Annotated in this window: 14 protein-coding genes; 2 read left to right on the top strand and 12 right to left on the bottom strand. The window is 39.4% G+C overall.

Annotated features, from left to right (window positions below):
• Positions 1-5 precede the first annotated feature (5 nt).
• The 3 genes from KO561_RS05545 to KO561_RS05535 form a co-directional block, all read right to left on the bottom strand.
• A complete protein-coding gene (locus KO561_RS05545) occupies positions 6-473 on the bottom strand; it encodes an S-ribosylhomocysteine lyase (RefSeq protein ID WP_231096137.1) in 468 nt (155 codons plus the stop codon).
• A gap of 13 nt (positions 474-486) precedes the next feature.
• Positions 487-1,128, bottom strand: coding sequence for a class I SAM-dependent DNA methyltransferase (locus tag KO561_RS05540; RefSeq protein WP_231096136.1), 642 nt, complete (start codon positions 1,126-1,128; stop codon positions 487-489).
• A gap of 245 nt (positions 1,129-1,373) precedes the next feature.
• Positions 1,374-1,970: a YhcN/YlaJ family sporulation lipoprotein gene (locus KO561_RS05535; RefSeq protein WP_231096135.1), complete on the bottom strand. Its 597-nt coding sequence runs from the start codon at positions 1,968-1,970 to the stop codon at positions 1,374-1,376.
• Positions 1,971-2,213: 243 nt separating this feature from the next.
• Here KO561_RS05535 and KO561_RS05530 point away from each other — a divergent pair, with 243 nt between their 5' ends.
• On the top strand, positions 2,214-2,453 hold the full coding sequence (locus KO561_RS05530) for a YhdB family protein (protein ID WP_231096134.1): 240 nt from the start codon (positions 2,214-2,216) through the stop codon (positions 2,451-2,453).
• A 75-nt stretch (positions 2,454-2,528) separates the two neighbouring features.
• Here KO561_RS05530 and KO561_RS05525 read toward each other — a convergent pair whose 3' ends face one another.
• The 9 genes from KO561_RS05525 to KO561_RS05485 form a co-directional block, all read right to left on the bottom strand.
• On the bottom strand, positions 2,529-3,173 hold the full coding sequence (locus tag KO561_RS05525) for a response regulator (protein ID WP_231096133.1): 645 nt from the start codon (positions 3,171-3,173) through the stop codon (positions 2,529-2,531).
• Complete coding sequence (locus tag KO561_RS05520) at positions 3,170-4,588, bottom strand: GAF domain-containing sensor histidine kinase (protein ID WP_231096132.1); 1,419 nt, start codon at positions 4,586-4,588, stop codon at positions 3,170-3,172. The genes KO561_RS05525 and KO561_RS05520 overlap by 4 nt, the downstream gene beginning before the upstream one ends.
• 120 nt (positions 4,589-4,708) lie before the next feature.
• Positions 4,709-6,259: a bifunctional GNAT family N-acetyltransferase/carbon-nitrogen hydrolase family protein gene (locus KO561_RS05515; protein WP_231096131.1), complete on the bottom strand. Its 1,551-nt coding sequence runs from the start codon at positions 6,257-6,259 to the stop codon at positions 4,709-4,711.
• Between the two features lie 14 nt (positions 6,260-6,273).
• Positions 6,274-7,197 (bottom strand): Gfo/Idh/MocA family protein, encoded by a 924-nt coding sequence (locus KO561_RS05510; RefSeq protein WP_231096130.1) that lies wholly within the window; start codon positions 7,195-7,197, stop codon positions 6,274-6,276.
• Between the two features lie 335 nt (positions 7,198-7,532).
• Entirely contained in the window at positions 7,533-8,735 is a 1,203-nt protein-coding gene (locus KO561_RS05505; RefSeq protein ID WP_231096129.1) for an anti-sigma-I factor RsgI family protein, read from the bottom strand.
• Complete coding sequence (sigI, locus tag KO561_RS05500; RefSeq protein ID WP_231097047.1) at positions 8,732-9,466, bottom strand: RNA polymerase sigma factor SigI; 735 nt, start codon at positions 9,464-9,466, stop codon at positions 8,732-8,734. Before sigI ends, KO561_RS05505 begins: the two co-directional genes overlap by 4 nt.
• 948 nt (positions 9,467-10,414) lie before the next feature.
• Positions 10,415-11,248: a S1 family peptidase gene (locus tag KO561_RS05495; protein ID WP_231096128.1), complete on the bottom strand. Its 834-nt coding sequence runs from the start codon at positions 11,246-11,248 to the stop codon at positions 10,415-10,417.
• An 81-nt stretch (positions 11,249-11,329) separates the two neighbouring features.
• Positions 11,330-13,360, bottom strand: coding sequence for an ABC transporter ATP-binding protein (locus tag KO561_RS05490; RefSeq protein ID WP_231096127.1), 2,031 nt, complete (start codon positions 13,358-13,360; stop codon positions 11,330-11,332).
• The gene (locus KO561_RS05485; protein WP_231096126.1) at positions 13,360-15,108 is read right to left on the bottom strand and encodes an ABC transporter ATP-binding protein; all 1,749 of its coding nucleotides are present in this window, start codon (positions 15,106-15,108) and stop codon (positions 13,360-13,362) included. The genes KO561_RS05490 and KO561_RS05485 overlap by 1 nt, the downstream gene beginning before the upstream one ends.
• Before the next feature lie 778 nt (positions 15,109-15,886).
• Between KO561_RS05485 and KO561_RS05480 the strand changes: the two genes are divergently transcribed.
• Positions 15,887-16,441, top strand: coding sequence for a beta-class carbonic anhydrase (locus KO561_RS05480; RefSeq protein ID WP_231096125.1), 555 nt, complete (start codon positions 15,887-15,889; stop codon positions 16,439-16,441).
• Positions 16,442-16,689: the final 248 nt, after the last annotated feature.

Raw genomic sequence — 16,689 nt, 5'->3', positions numbered from 1 at the left:
TCCCTCTACTCCGCAAATACGATATGCCATTCGTCTTTACCTTCTAGCATACGTGCGGCAATATCTTTGGCACCTTCTAAACTGTGGTTAGCAGCCCAGCCGCATTGTACTTCATTACATGCTGGAACTTCTGTAGCTTCCAATACATCGTTTAATGTTTTTTCCAATGCTTCTAGAATATCGTCGTAGCTATCATTGTTCAAAATGGCTAAATAAAAGCCTGTTTGACAGCCCATAGGTCCAATGTCTAAAACGTCATCAATATGATTACGAATATTTTCTGCCATCAGGTGTTCAATAGAATGCAGTCCAGGCATATCCATGTGTTCTTTATTTGGTTGACTGAAACGAATATCATATTTATATACTTTATCTCCACTTTGACCAGTCGTTACGCCCACTAGTCTGACATAAGGTGCTTTTACTTTTGTATGATCTAGGTTAAAGCTTTCTACGTTCATTTTTTGTACCATGCAAACCTCTCCCTTACGAAATTTTCTCGGCTACCATAAGCCAAACGAATTTGTTCATTTTTTGGAAGGAAACGTTGAATCCATTCGATTCGAAAAGCTCCTCTAGTACAGATAGCATCGGGTAGTACTCCGTTGAAAGATCGTAAAGCAAATCTTTAAACCCTTGTTCCTTTGCTTCTTCAAAGATTGTCTGTTTGGTTTCCTCTGACTCATAGGCAGTGTCTGCAAACACAACTTTTCCACCGATTGGTAAGAGCTCTCTAAACCCTGCTAACGCCTTTCCTTTTTCCTCATCTGTTAGATGATGAAAGGCATACGTACTAACAATAGTAGAAATAGGTTCTTCTAGTTTAGGAAAAGATAAAAAATCACCATCATGTATCGTTAGATTTGGATATTTGGCACTCGCTTCCTCTCTCATTGCACGAGAAGGCTCGACACCAATTACATAATGACCTTTATCCATCAGCTTCTTTGAAAGATTTCCGGTTCCAACTCCAAACTCCAATACGTTTCCATCCGCTTGTGAAGCAACCTCTTCCAATATTGTATCATATTTATCAAAGACGTCACGATACTGTGGATCGTGACCGGTAACGGTTTGATCATAAGATTCTGCCCAATCATTAAACAAGTCGATAAATTCACGGCCCATTATATGTGCTCCTCTCCCCATTTTTTAATTCATAGTATTACACTATGTTTTATCGGGATTAGTGACATTAATATAACACAGAATGGGTGTTGTAGCAATTTATTGAATTTGTAAAAAGGCTACCAATCACACGATTGATAGCCTTTTTTAACTTATTACGAATTATAAAATTAGCCTGGTTTGTCTATCAATCAGGGGTGCCACGTCCAGCTCCTGTCCACCTAACCGAAAGCCTACGCTTTTTGCTAATGAGCTTCCGGGAAAATCCGCTCCATCATCGAACCGAATTGTTCAAAGAAACCGGCAATTGGTTCTCCATCCCGAACGTTTTCCGTATAGTTTTTTGCTAAGTCCACGAAATCCGGGTTCATGGATATATAAACATTGTTTATGTTGCGGTCTGTCGCCCTTACCAGGTCTCTAATCTGGTTCTCCACTCGCTCTTCTCCGTTTTGTTGCTTATCACCCTCTACAGCTACGAAGGCATTTTCCTCTAATGTCAGCACATACGCGTTATCTACGGATTGAAGTTGTCTTGTAATTCGTTCTGCTGCACGTTCGCTTACATCATACTGATTATTATTATTGCCATTTTCATCGAGACGACGCTCCGGAACGGCTTGATTATTATAATTCGTATTATCGGTTTCATAATCTAAACCATTATCATGTCGTAAAACATCATTGTCCCCTTCAGATGTAGGATAATCCGTGTAGGAACCAAACCTGGTTTGCTCGACACCAATGTTATCATTTTGCCCAAAATCTTGATCTGTATTATTTTGACAACCAACTAAAGCCAAGGCGGAAATAACCGCTACTGTCCATGCTTTAAATCCCATGAAAATCCCTCCTTTAGTACTTTTAGTTTGCTGCAAGTTCCTTTATTTATGCACCTTCTTGGAAAGAAAAAACAGCTAAAATTCCGAATGAAATGATCGTTTTTTCGAAAACACTAGCGAAGGAACCAACTTCCCATACAAACATAAGATAAAGGGAAGTGGAAGTATTGTTATAAACTTCTATCATGACAATGCCTTAGTCGGAAATACTATAAATAACCCTTTAGGAAAGGGGCGATTACGTTGTATATAGCAGATTACGACAAAGCGTTATATTTTACACTGTGGGGCCAATGGGATGATTTGTTAGTCCTTATGGTTCGTACACAGGATGACATGCTATCCAAGAAAATAGAAATTTTCTTACACGCCTTTCATTATGGAACGAGAGAGCAGGAAATTATGGGGGCACATGAAGATCTACTTCATTACATCGATCATGCCATGGCCAATATAACGCCTGCTGCCATTATGGAGGTATAGAGAGACCATGGTGAGTCGTGACTTCGGCATTCACCTGGTTTATGAAATGAAAAATAGAGCGTGATGCGTCACGCTCTATTTATTGCTTACATATTTAATTCCAAAAAGTGCAGCTTGTGTTCGGTCATGCACCTCTAGTTTCGCTAACACATTGGACACATGCGTTTTGACTGTTTTTTCGGTAATAAATAAAGAAGATGCAATTTCTTTGTTACTCTTGCCTTTCATAATCTCTTTTAGAACATCTAACTCCCGATTTGTTAGTTCTTGCAAACGATGCTGTTCCTCAGAAGCATTTCCCGTGCTAACATGTCGAATCAATTCTTTAGCAGCTTGAGGATCGATTGCATTTTCTCCATTATGCACAGCACGAATCACATCCGCTAAATCATCCGGGTCAATCGTCTTTAACTGGTAGCCTTCCACTCCTGCTTTAACGGCTGGAATGACCGTATCATAATCAGAGAAACTTGTCAGGATTACAATTTTCACTTCCGGGAACTGTTGTTTGATTTGACTGGCTGCTTCAATCCCGTCCATTTCCGGCATTTGAATATCTAATAACAGGACATCAACCTCTTGGGATTCAAGAAAAGTAATAACCTCTTTTCCGCTTGATACTTCGCCTAACACTTCCATATCATTTTGTGTTTGAAAGAAGAACACGAGTCCTTTTCGGACAACCTGATGGTCGTCTGCTAATAATAATTTTATCGTCATGATTGTTCCTCCAATGGGATATAAACATTTATGGTTGTCCCTTCCCCAATTTTGCTTTCCAATTGCATCGATCCCCCAAGCATTTCAATCCGATCTTTCATCCCTTGTAAACCAAAGGAAAGCTGATAAGCGTGGTCTAGACTCATCCCTCTCCCTTCATCGATGATATGTAAACGTACAGCCGCTTCTTTACGTGCCATATAAATCCTTGCCTCTTTTACATCAGCATGTTTGTTAATATTATGGATCGCTTCTTGCCCCACTCTCCATAAGGTTTCTTCTACAATGTATGGAATAGAACTTGTTCCAACTGTTTCACATTCGATATCGATTCCAATTCCTTTTCCATATTTGACCAGTGCATGAACGAGTCCTTTTTCTAGCGCTTGTGGTCTCTGGTTGGCTACGACCTCCCGCATTTCCGTTAGCGCCTGGGAGGCTAACTGATGAACGTACTCCACTTGTTCTTTTATTTTTTCATCCTCCACCTGCATTAAAGTGGCTTTTGAAGTTAAGGCTACAGAAAACAAAAGCTGATTAACCGAATCGTGTAAATCCTGTGCCAGCTTTGATCGCTCTTGTCCTTTCACAATTTCTCTTTCCTTTTCTTCCAGCTGAATGTGTAAATAAATGACGTCCACATATTCCATGAAGAGTGTAAAGACTTCTTTTTCAATTTGCGTAAAAGCGCTCTCCCGAACGATCCAGACTTTTTGAGAAGCACCAAATTCGCCTTCCAAATATTCCGCTTCCTGTGGTTTAGTCCAGTGAATCTGAATATGTGGAAGCATTAGAAATAATTGTGTTTCTAATGCTTTCAAAAGCTCTTTTCTCGTTCTTGCTTTCTGCAGCTCTTGAATAACCGTATGTAAATGGGTCAGTTGCGCAACACGCTTTTCCTCTTCTTCAAATCGTTCAATTCGTTCCAGCGCCGTCCCAATTTGTAGGGCTAATCCTTCCAACAAGTCAAGCTCCTGTTCGTTATAAGTTGTTTGGTTGGGTGATGCAACATTTAGAAGACCATATGATCGTTTATTCGTTCGCAATGGAACGGTTGCGTGATGGGAGATTCCATTAGTATCCGTTCTTCCCTCTTGTCGTGCCTTTTCAAGTCGTTTACAGCCAATAATACTTGTAGCCTTCGTTAAGGCTCCTCTTTTATATCGAGAAATACAGTAGCAATCCTCACTGCACATCGGTTCGTACTGACGATGGCTCAAAGCTGCCGGCAGCTGATGAGATGCTGCATACTTCACATGTTGATCTTCTTCTAGAAAAAACCAGCCTGCTTCAAAATGAGTAATCTCTATTAATTGTCGAAGTACTTCATGGACCATATCACTTTTATTAGTCGATTGATTTAATAGTTCTGCTATCGTTTTTAGTGTTTTAAGGCGTCTTGTCTCATCAATCATCGTTCTTAACCCCTACGATCTTTTTCCCCATTATATCACGATTCTAAGAAGAAAAAGTTAGAATATTCCACTTCTAAAAGCAGAGAAAAACCGAGCCTCCTTTGACTCGGTTCTCAGTCCCTATTCATTCTTACGAGCTTTTTTGTATCGTAGCTCAAACAAGTCTTTTCTCCGATCACGCTGTTGACGAACGGTACCGGTTTTGCGTTGTCGACGCAAAATTTCTAAGTCCACATCTCCTACAACTACCGTCTCGATATTTGGATGACATTCCCCAACAATACCGTCTCTGGCAAATTCAAAATCAGAAGGTGTAAAAATACCGGACTGCGCATACTGAATGTCCATGTTTTCCACTTGAGTAAGGTTCCCTACTGTTCCAGCAATTACCGTATAAACTTGATTTTCAATCGCTCTTGCCTGAGCACAGTAGCGAACGCGTAAATACCCTTGACGGTCATCTGTACAGAAAGGAACAAATATAATGTTTGCACCTTGATCTGCCGCATAACGTGACAATTCTGGGAACTGGATGTCATAACAAACCTGAATCGCAATTTTTCCACAATCTGTATCAAACACCCTAACCGCATCACCAGGTTGGATGCCCCACCACATTTTTTCATTCGGGGTAACATGTAACTTATATTGTTTTTCGATTGTTCCATCTCGTCGGAAAAGATAAGCAATATTATACATATGATCATCCTCTTCTACGAAATGAGAACCACCAATTATATTCACGTTGTATTTGACCGCAAGCTTTGTGAACAATTCAATATATTCCTCCGTGTATTCGGATAGCTTTCGAACGGCCTTGGAAGGTACTTTTTCCTCTAAGAAAGACATGAGCTGAGTTGTGAAAATTTCAGGAAATACGGCAAAATCTGATCCGAAATCATACGCTACATCCACGTAGTATTCCACTTGTCTAGCGAATTCCTCAAACGATTCAATATCCTTCATCATGTATTGAATGACGGTGATTCGAACAGGAAACGCTGTTTTGAAGTGCCGCTTTGTCAGCGCTTGATAATCTATATTGTTCCATTCCATCAAGGTTGCATATTTAGCAGACTGACGATCATCGGGTAAATAACCTGGATTGATTCTCATTACCGAGAATCCATTCATAATTTGGAACGTTAACACAGGGTCAAAGATGTTTTTGTTACTAACCTCTTCTACATATTCCCTCGGTGTCAGCTTCTCCTCATATTTATGATAGTTCGGAATTCTTCCCCCGATAATAATACTTTTCAAGTTCAGTTCTCTCGCTAACTTCTTTCTTGCCTCATAAAGACGCTTCCCGATCTTCATCCCTTGGAAATTCGGGTCAACCATGACTTCAATGCCATACATGTTGTACCCCTCTGAATTATGATTGGTTATATAACCTCCATCGGTAATGTCATCCCATGTATGTTTATCATCATACTCATCAAAGTTCACAATAAGGCTCGAACAGCTTCCGATGATTTTCCCATCATACTCCACACAAAATTGTCCTTCTGGAAAGTGCTTTAAATGACTATGGAGGTGCTCTTCTTTCCATGGCTCCATATTCGGAAAACAAATAAGCTGGAGTGCAATGATTTGATTAATATCTTTTTCTTCAATATTTCGCACAATTAGTTTTTTCTCAAATTGTGATAAGTCTAGTTTTGCCATCTTTATCCCTCTCCTTAGTGATGCACCAATTCAGTTACTAATTGATGAAGCAGTTGCTGAGATCGAAGAGCTTCCTGGCCATCCACTATTGGTTTCTTGTTGTTCGTGATACTGTCGATGAAATGAAGGACACTATCTTCGAATCCTCGAACCTTTAATAACGTGTCCCAAGACCCTGGTTCCGTTACGTGGACTTGATTGTTTCGTTCTACTTCTAACCGAGTTAAGTTTTCAACACGGACAATCTGATTCATCCCGAATATCTCTAACTTTTCTAAACCTGAACCAGACTCCCGATGCATAGCTGAAGAAAATATAGCATGTTCATTTTGATACGTATGTTTGGCAAAGACAAGCTGATCCTTCTCATTGGTTTGAACAAAGTGATTTGCAATCTGTAATTCACTTTGACCTAACCAACGGAGTGTATCGACAAGATGAAGATAATCATCAAGCATTGTAAAGGATACATCATTTGGACCTACGCCATTCATGCGATGCTTTTCCATATGGACCCACACATAATCTGGCGCAAGCCCCTTCGCTTTCCGATAAAGTGGTGCAAAACGGCGGTTAAAACCTACCATAAGCTTTCGATTTAATCGTTCACTAATTTCAACTAGCTCTTCCGCTTCTTCAACCGTAGCGGCAAGAGGCTTATCGACATACACATCCACCCCTTGCTCTAATAAATATTTAACGATGGAATGGTGAGTAGATGTGGAACTATGTACAAAAGCAGCATCGACCTGTTGACTTAGAGCTTCTAAGCTGTCTAGGCTAGTCATCCTATATTCCGCACATATGCGATCCCTCTTCTCTTTATTTGGAGAAAAAGCTCCTACTAGCTTCCATTTTGTTTCTTTTGTAAGGGTTGGTAAGTACGCCTTTTGCGCAATCCCCCCTAAACCAACAATTCCAATTCGGGGTTGGTTCATGCTTTCACCTCATAACGTGTTTTGTTTAACCTTAATTTTATTGTACTGCAATGCCATACAATCAACAAATTGTTTCAGATTATTTTGTCAATTTGTCTAATTTCTAGATTTTTTATTAGACACTCTCTTTAGTTTTAGGTGTGCAACGGGCTCTTAGCTGAATATGGTATCACAAGTTGTATCGGTCTTCGTTACTGAAATCAGCGAGCGTTGAGTCATGTTATCCGTGTTCATTTTAATTTATCTGTTCAAAACCATTTACCGACGCTCAAGTCATTTTATCAACATTCACATTTATAGGTAAAAAAAAAGCTCCCGCCCACATTGGACAGAAGCTATCGATCTATTAAATCGAATAAATCATCCAGAGAATCTGAATCTATTTTCGAATCTAATTCAATTCCCAATTCTTTTCTAATTTGTTCCGGCAATTGCTCTAATATAGGTGGAATGACATTCGGATTTTTTTGCCATTCCAGTATGGCTTTACGAATGGCTTCTTCATCAATATCTAATTCTGGTATGACAGAATGACGATCTTTCTCAGAAGCTGGAGGAGTGGATTTCTTCTCCTGTTTCTTTTCTTGTTTTTGTTTTGTTTTTTCTTTCTTCTTTTGATCTTGTTTCGGGTTGGATGAATTCTTTGTATCCTGACTTGGTGTTTTTTTGGCTTTATTTGTCTCTTGCTTACTTGATGAATGTTCTATGTTTTGATCCTGTTTCTTTTCAGTAGAAGTCGATTTTTCTTGATTCTTTTTAATGTCCTTTTTCGTTTGGATCGCCTTCTCTTTCTCTACCGTTTGCTTTTTATAATTAAAATAAGTTCGAATAACTTCTCTTTCTTGATCATCCACCTGGTCCAATAAAGCTGATTTTGCCATACTAGGTAAGGATGCAGCCATAACTTCGTTCATGGATTTTTTTTGTTCTTGAGCCTGGACTCGAATTTCTTTTGGAACCTCGAAAATAGCAACAGTTAATACCTGATTCTCTGTTTTCTTAAAATAATCATCCAACACTTTTGTCACGTATGCTTCCTTTTTTCCACTTTCTTCATAAGAAATTCCGATAAGCACTGTTTTCTCTTCTGATAACCAGTCTTCTTTTTTACTAATTTGGACAATCTGACCGGTAATCTGGTCGACCGGTTTATCTTCCCATTCTCCAAGCATGGTAATTAAAGTTTTCGCATCTTCATTAACCGCATGAATACCGATTACTTCCATATCTTTATTTACTTCCAACTCCACACTCGGATTAATATCGATACTCACATAGGCATAAGCACGATTTTGGGTGTTCCATAAATAAAGAGGCGACGCGATTAGTAAGAGAACCATGACCATTGCAACGAGCCTAAAGCCGGTTGCAGGCTTATCATGCAAAAGGGAGCCCAGCTTATGAGCTTCCTTTTCTTCATAAGTAACCTCGGCTCCAACTCTTTTTTCTTTAATTGGTTTCGCTTTTACAAAGGAACCATCTCGCCTAAGGACAATGGTGTACCTAAGATGGTGCTTGATGACAACGCCTTTTTTCACTGCCCCACCCCCTTCAAATAGTCACGGAGATAAAGAAAATCCTCGCTTAATATGATGAAAATGGCTAGAATGTACTTTCTATTTCGCTCTAGCGTTTTTTTACTTACTTTTACTCGATCTACAAGGGACTTAATTGGAATCTTCCTTTTCTTATAAACATACTCCCTTAACTCAGAATCCTCATACAAAAGTCTAGCAACTTCAATAGCAGATTCTCGAGCATCTTGGTGTTTCGGTGAAATAACCGTTAATTCTTTAAAGGAAATTTTGTACTCTCTTAACTTAAGCTCTAACTCCAGTAATTCCTCTCTTCTATGCCATTGATCGATTTCCTCCTGATGAATGGCTTTCGCTGCGCTAATCTCTAATGGATTATCCATCTGCTCTTCATCATAGGTTTCATCCAAAGATGCAGCCACTAGTCTAGTTTGGTCGTGCCTAATGTAGTCTATCACTTTTCGTTTGATGACTAATTTAGCAAAGGAAAGAAAAGCGCTTCCCTTATCAGAGGAATAGGCGAGCATTGCCTCATTAAACGCAGATAAACCGATGCTAAACTCATCGTCTATTGTAGGATCTATATATCGTTTACAAACTTCCGAGACGGCTTTAGCAATAAATGGCTTATAAGCATCAATCAGCTGATTTTGAAGCTCTGTATCACCTTGCTGGACAAGATGAACCTGGCTAGCTAGGGAATCATTGCTAGTTTTTCGGAACCGGTTCGTAATCAACTGTCATCCCCTCCAGCTGTTATATATTTCGAACTTGAGAGATTGTTTATGGGTGTTTCTAGGCGTTCGATTAGATAAAACTTACAAAATTTATATAAGATGTTCAAAAAGTCCGGTGAAAATCGCTTTGAAATTCTGCGTTTGCTTGCTTCTCTGAAGAACGGTGCACCCTTGTCTCCAAGCAATTCAAGGAAGTAAGATACCTCGTTAAAAGGCAGCAAAAGAAGTGCATTCGCTGAAGTTGCCTTCCTCATGTATCCATAAACATACATTCCGGTACTCAAAGCTGGGCCGCCTTGAATGTCTTTGCGATTTTCATCCTCCTTTTTGTACAAGCACTTATAGATAAAGACACTAAACATCACAATAGTCTCCAATAATCATTAGTTTATACTATGTATACAATACCCGACTTTCCTCTTATAAACGAGGACAGGATGATTACATTTTCTTTAAAAAGTTTGTCAAAATCTACTGCTTTTGTCCTATATTTTAATCTAATTGTTAGAAGAACGGTAAAATTTCTTAATATATGAAAAACCCAGATCACTTTCTCTTCATAAAAAAAGGAACCCAGACTAGATTGTTTTCCGTTGCGGATAGCCACTTTCTGTGGAAACAGTACAACTAATCCGCTAATCGTAGGAAGACTTCATCCTAAGGGCTCCTTTTTGGTTTTGAAAATTGCTTTTGTTTTCGTTTACTCTGTCTGAATATCTGCTTAGATATTTTTGTAGGAGATTTTTTTCGGTATCAGTGTTTTTTTGAAATCAAAGAAAGAATTTATATCGGCGCTCAAGAGCTGGATAACAGCGACTTAACTTGTTTTCACTTTGGCCTCAATCCCCTCACAAGCACCTAAAAGAAAAATTCGAACTAATTCGAGTTTTAGTGGATTTCGGAACCATAGTTCGGATCTTATTATCATTGAGACAGTATTACCAACTAATTCTTATAAACTTCATGAAACAAATCGATAGGAACTGCCAACCCTACTCTGCCATGCTCCTGGTGATCAAGTGTGGCAAAGATCACGGCAATGACTTTGCCGTCTTTGTTTATAACAGGACTACCACTGTTCCCATGATAGACCGGAGCATCTAGCATAAGGACATCTTGATCCCAGTCATCTAAAGACGTATAGCCAATTACTTCTCCTTCATTGGCAATTCCTTCAAAACGCAGTGGATTTCCAATAAAGTATATATGCTCTTGATTTTTATGATTCTTTTGTTCCGCTAAGGGAAGATAAGGCAACGACTCTTTTGATTCTACTTGAAGAACGGCTAAATCAATCTCGGGGTATTCTGCCACTACAGTTGCATCTTTTAGTCCTTCTTCCGGATAGGCAACGTAAATTTGTTCTTCTAGCGTTTCGTCAATGACATGATAATTCGTTAAAACAAGCCCATCTTTTGTGAAAGAGAATCCGGTTCCTCTTGACTCTCCTGCCTCCACGACAACAACTGCCTCCTGGTATTGGTCAATTTCCGGATTGGTCATAAGCCGAGCAGAAGTAGAAAGAAAATCAAAAGCTGCGACAGGAAATGCTTTCGGAATGATCGCAATGACTTGGATAAACATAGCAATTGCAATAAGCCAAATCGCCCATTTTAGGGTAGGACTTTTCGATGCCGGCCCTTTTGATGGAGTCTCTTTCCCACGCTTTTTTTCTTCTTCTAATATTTCAAGCATTTCTTCATCGCTTAAATCTTCATGTAAGTCTTTATCAATCACATCGTGATCTTGTTCCTTCATCTCGTCACCTCGAGCTTGCATCTAGTTAGTCCTATACTAGCATACTTTTAATTATCCATTTTGAAAAAGCCCTTTGATCATTACAGACCAAAGGGCTTTTTCTCACATTGCTTTTCGGTTCATTTTTCCTTTTTGCATCTGATACATCTGATAATACAAGCCTTTTTCTTCTATTAGTTGCTCATGATTTCCTCTTTCCTTAATGACACCATGATCTAATACAAGAATTTGGTCAGCTTGTTGAATCGTTGATAGCCGGTGTGCAATAACAAGCGTTGTTCTTCCTTTTTTCAAGACCTCAAGTGCTCGTTGAATGATCGATTCTGTTTCTGTATCAATGTTCGCAGTAGCCTCATCTAATATTAAAATAGACGGATTGAAGGCTAAGGCTCTAGCAAAGGAGATCAACTGACGCTCTCCCATGGATAATGTCGAACCGCCTTCTTTAACTGGTTCATCGTACTTCTCAGGCAGTTTGTTGATAAATTTGTCAGCGCCAACTGCTTCTAAAGCAGAAATCGCCATTTCCCGGGAAATATCCGGGTCATTCATCGTGACATTCGACAAAATCGTTCCGGTAAATAGGAATGGATCCTGTAATACAATCCCCATATGACTTCGTATTTGTTGTCGAGACAGGCTTTTCGTGTCGATTCCATCTATGGTAATTCTCCCTCTTTGAGGGTCATAAAAACGGAACAATAGATTCATAATCGAGCTTTTTCCTGATCCAGTATGCCCAACAAACGCAGCGGTCTGTCCGGGAAATATATTAAAATCGATATCCTTTAAAACATATTCTTCACCGTCATAGGAAAAGGAAACCTTCTCAAACTTCACAAGCCCTTGGTATTTGTCAATCGGGGAATGGATCGGTTCTTCTCCATCCTCATCTAACAATTCAAACACTCTTCCTGCTCCTACACGAGCCTGTTCCAATAGTGGTAATTGGTTCACCATATTTGTGACAGGTTCGAATAACCTGGTTAAATAGTCGACGAATGCATACAATACCCCAACGGTCACGATACTTCCAACGCCTAGTGATTGCGATCCAAAGTACCAAATAAACGCAACGAACGCTATGTTACGAAGGACGTTTACTAGATTATGGGAGGTTAAGGCGCTTAATTTAACAAGCTTTCTTTGATACGTGAAATGCCTTGTATTGAGCACTTCAAATTCCTCATTAATCTGCTTTTCTTTACGAAAAGCTTGAATGATTGGCATGCCCTGAATGGATTCGTTAATATTTCCATTGATTTCACTAATCGTAGATCGGACTACTTTGTTGTATTTAGATCCAAAATACTTATATACTTTCATCCAGACATAGATAATCGGAATAAGCAATAAGCAGAATAAAGCTAATCGGATATCTAAGATGAACAAGGCAATGTAAATCCCTGCCATGTAAATAAAGCTCGTAATGAATACGGATAGAACTCGTTCATAGAGATCTCTAATTGCTTCCGTATCATTTGTAATGCGAGCTACGATTTTCCCAGCTGGTCGATTGATGTAATAATCGATTGGTACCTTTTGGGTATGAGCAAAGATATCATTTCTCATTTGCTGTACAATCCGATTACTCGCCTTCTGCAAGTTATATGTTTTTCCAAATTGGAAGACAGATGCAATCAGCAACAGCGCAACATACAAGCCGAGCAAATACATAATAGGTCGTTGCTCTGGCTGGAAGAACGAATAAAGCTCCGACAATGACAAGCGTTCTCCTTGTGTCTTGACTTCTTTATCCTGTGTTTGAATCGTAATTGTTCCATCGTTTACATTTCGTTGTCCTTCTAAAGGAACTTTCTCATGAATGAAGTAATAGGATCGCTTCACTTGTAAAACGGTCGCTTCTGCTACCTTTTCATCGCTTGCTTCCATACGATCTGACCGTTTATAAAAGTTCCCTGCAAAGGCAACCGTGTATCGATCATCGTTTTCTTCTACTTGAAACCACGTAGTTTCTACCCCTGTAATATGTTCGTCAATGACTCGCTTTGCAATCAGCGGACCAGCAAGCTCCAGTCCTACGGCTATGATAAGGCAAACTAAGCCTATCATAATAATCTTTTTAAACTGCATCGCATAATCAAATAAACGACGTTCCGTTGTCTTCTTCATTAGGAGCTCACCTCCTGTTCCTCTAACTGCTGCAGTTTATACTGCTCACAATACCAACCCTCTGTCTTCATGAGTTCGTCATGCGTACCACGCTCTACAATTTTTCCATCATCGAGTACAATAATCTGGTCAGCATGCTGAACAGCTGACATTCGATGAGCTGTAATAAAGGTTGTTTTTCCTTTTCTCTCTTGCTTGAGATGGTTAATGATCAATGTTTCTGTTTTTCCATCTACGGCTGATAAGGCATCATCAAGCAACAATAGGTTTGGGTCTTTAATAAATGCACGTGCCAAGGCAACACGTTGTTTTTGACCACCGGAAAGAGTGACCCCGCTCTCTCCGACTTTTGTGTCCAATCCCTTAGGCAAATTTTTAATATCGTCTAGAAAATGAGCCATCTCCATCACACGATAAATCTCTTCATCCGTTGCCTCACTTTTTCCAAACTGAATGTTTTCTCGAATGGTACGCGAGAACATAATTTGTTCCTGCGGTACATATCCAATCCAACCTCTCGTTACTTCTAATGGAAGTTCATCAATCGAGACTCCAGACAAACGAAGAGAGCCAGTTACTCCTGGATATTCACGTAGCAGTAATCGGAATAAGGTTGTTTTTCCAGACCCAGTTTTTCCTACTACTCCAATCGTCTCTCCTTGTTCCACTTTCAAGTTAATATGAGACAGCTGTGGTTCCTCCGTGTCCGGATATTGGAAACTCACACCCTCAAATTCTATGGAATTCAAACTACCAACTAACTGTGGATGCTGCGGATCTTCCACATCAGCTTTATAGTCTAAAGTTTCATTCACACGATCAAGGGAAGCATTTCCCCTTTGCATGACGTTGATTAGCTCGCCCACTGCAAACATTGGCCAAATTAACATCCCTAGGTACACGTTGAAGGATACGAGTTCCCCAAGTGTTAACGTATTTTGAAACACTAAGGTTGCCCCGTATCCTAGACCTATTGTATAAGATAAGCCTACTAATATTTTCATCGTTGGTTCGAAAAGCGCATCAATCTTGGCAACCGCAATATTTTTCTCATAAACATCTTCCGTCATCACTTGAAATCTATCACTATCATGAGTCTCTTGTGCGAATGCCCGTAAAACGCGAACTCCTCGAATGGATTCCAGCACATCGTTATTCATTTCCCCGAAAGCTGCTTGTGCTTTCGTAAAGCGATTATGGATCACATTCCCATACTTATGCATGACCACTGCCATAATTGGAAGTGGAATGAGTGCTGCAATTGTTAACTTCCAGCTAATTGAAAAGCCCATCATGGCAATAATCATCAACATAAAGACACTAGAATCTACTAATGTTAAAACACCAAAGCCTGTAGTTAAGGAAATGGCTTTTAAATCATTGGTAGATCTGGCCATTAAATCTCCTGTCCGGTTCTTTCCAAAAAAGGTTGGGGTCATCCGTAAAAAGTGCCCCATTAAACGGGAGCGCATGGTGCGCTCCATAATCATTGCTCCACTAAATAATGTATAATCCCATAAAAAATTGATAGAATAGCTTGCGATGATAAGCCCACCGAAGATAAGTAAAATCTCCACTATACGATCCATCGTTAGCGTATTAAATTGAATTTCATCAATCGCCATTCCAATTAATCGAGGTGGGATTATCTCAATCAAGCTTCCAATTATAAGTGCGGTTATCGCAAATGTGTATCTTTTCCAATATTTTTTAAAAAACCAATCTAACTTCTTAAACACTTGAAACATGCATTCACCTACTTCTTTTTATTCGTTCCACTAGCCACTTTCTTTCCATTCTTCATTTTTTGCAATCTCAGATCTTGTCAAAGCCATTTCATTTCCTCCTTCATTTTTTTAGCTATGGTTTCTAGAAACGATTAACACCGTACGATCAACCATAGGAAGTTTATATTTCATTTTAAATTTAATAATAAATACGAATGTGTATCTTCTAAAGTACTGGTTAAATTTTCCATTAAATCGTATAAAAATGTTAAACATGCTGCCACCTTCTTTTACATTTGAACTTGTTTTACTATCCGCTCTCGTTCCTTCCGTCGAACAACTTTTCATTTTTCATTTTTGTGATTAGCATAAAATCATCCCTCCAAATTTTTTATATAGAAAGCAAAGGATAGAACCCTTGCAAACTAACATAAGAATTAAAAAAACCGCATACGTCCCTAGACGCATGCGGTTAAAAAAACGCACAAAAATAGCCACGGACTCTTTTCACGTGACCTACATTACTTCCTATAAACCTGTACGAAATATACTTCTATCCCAATTTATGCACGAATATTAGAATACACGTTCAGCGAAGGTCACGTTCGATATGAAGTTGTAGTATCCTACAATCTGGTATTGTTTCACTGCGATAACTTTTTCCATTTTGGTGACCTCCTCTCATAAATTTCCTCTATAGTATGCTTTCCGATTTTCAAAGTCAATGGGATATTTTCATTAATTAAAAATTTCTGGTATTTTAATATAGAGAACAAATGAAGATAGGGGAGTAGAAACTATGTTATTAGATGATGTATTATCCTTTAACCAGAAATTTGTAGAAGAGGAATTGTATGTTCCATATGAGGTGGAAGGGCTGCCGAAAAAACGAGCAGTTGTATTAAGCTGCATGGATACACGACTCATCGAACTTCTACCAAACGCAATGAACATTAAAAACGGGGACGTTAAAATGGTAAAAAACGCCGGCGGAATCATTACGAGCCCTTTTGATAGTGTCGTTCGCAGTATTCTTATCGCGCTTTATATGCTAGAAGCAGATGAAGTCTTCATTATCGGACATCACCGTTGCGGAATGGGTAAATTAGAAGGAGAAGCTGTACTAGATCGCATGAAAAAACGCGGTGTTTCCGAAGAAAAGGTGCAAACATTGGAGCATGCTGGACTAGATTTAAAACAGTGGTTAAAAGGTTTTGACACAGTTGAAGCGTCTGTACAAAATAGTGTGGAGATTTTACGGAACCACCCTCTGCTTCCAGCAGGTACACCGGTTCACGGACTAGTTATTGATCCGAAGACTGGGAAGCTTGATTTGGTAGAGCGCGGATATTAATAGGCTGTGAAATAGGAGCTCGGCAAATGAGGACAAGGCTTTTGTTTTTGGTGTGAGCGGCGTTTCGTTCGCCGGAAATGTGGACCGAGCGCCGAATTACGAAATGAACCGCCGTATTCTTGGGCGTAAAAACGCCGGATAAATTGAAATCGCCGGATTATGGATTTTTTCGCCGGAAAATGTGGACCGAACGCCGAATTATGAAATGAATCGCCGGTTTCTTGGGCGTAAACGCCGAATAATTTGAA

This window comes from Radiobacillus kanasensis (genome assembly GCF_021049245.1).
In the GTDB taxonomy this organism is placed as follows: Bacteria; Bacillota; Bacilli; order Bacillales; family Amphibacillaceae; genus Radiobacillus; species Radiobacillus kanasensis.
Note: the sequence above shows the minus strand (reverse complement) of the source record. Positions and strands in the feature narration are given on the sequence as shown.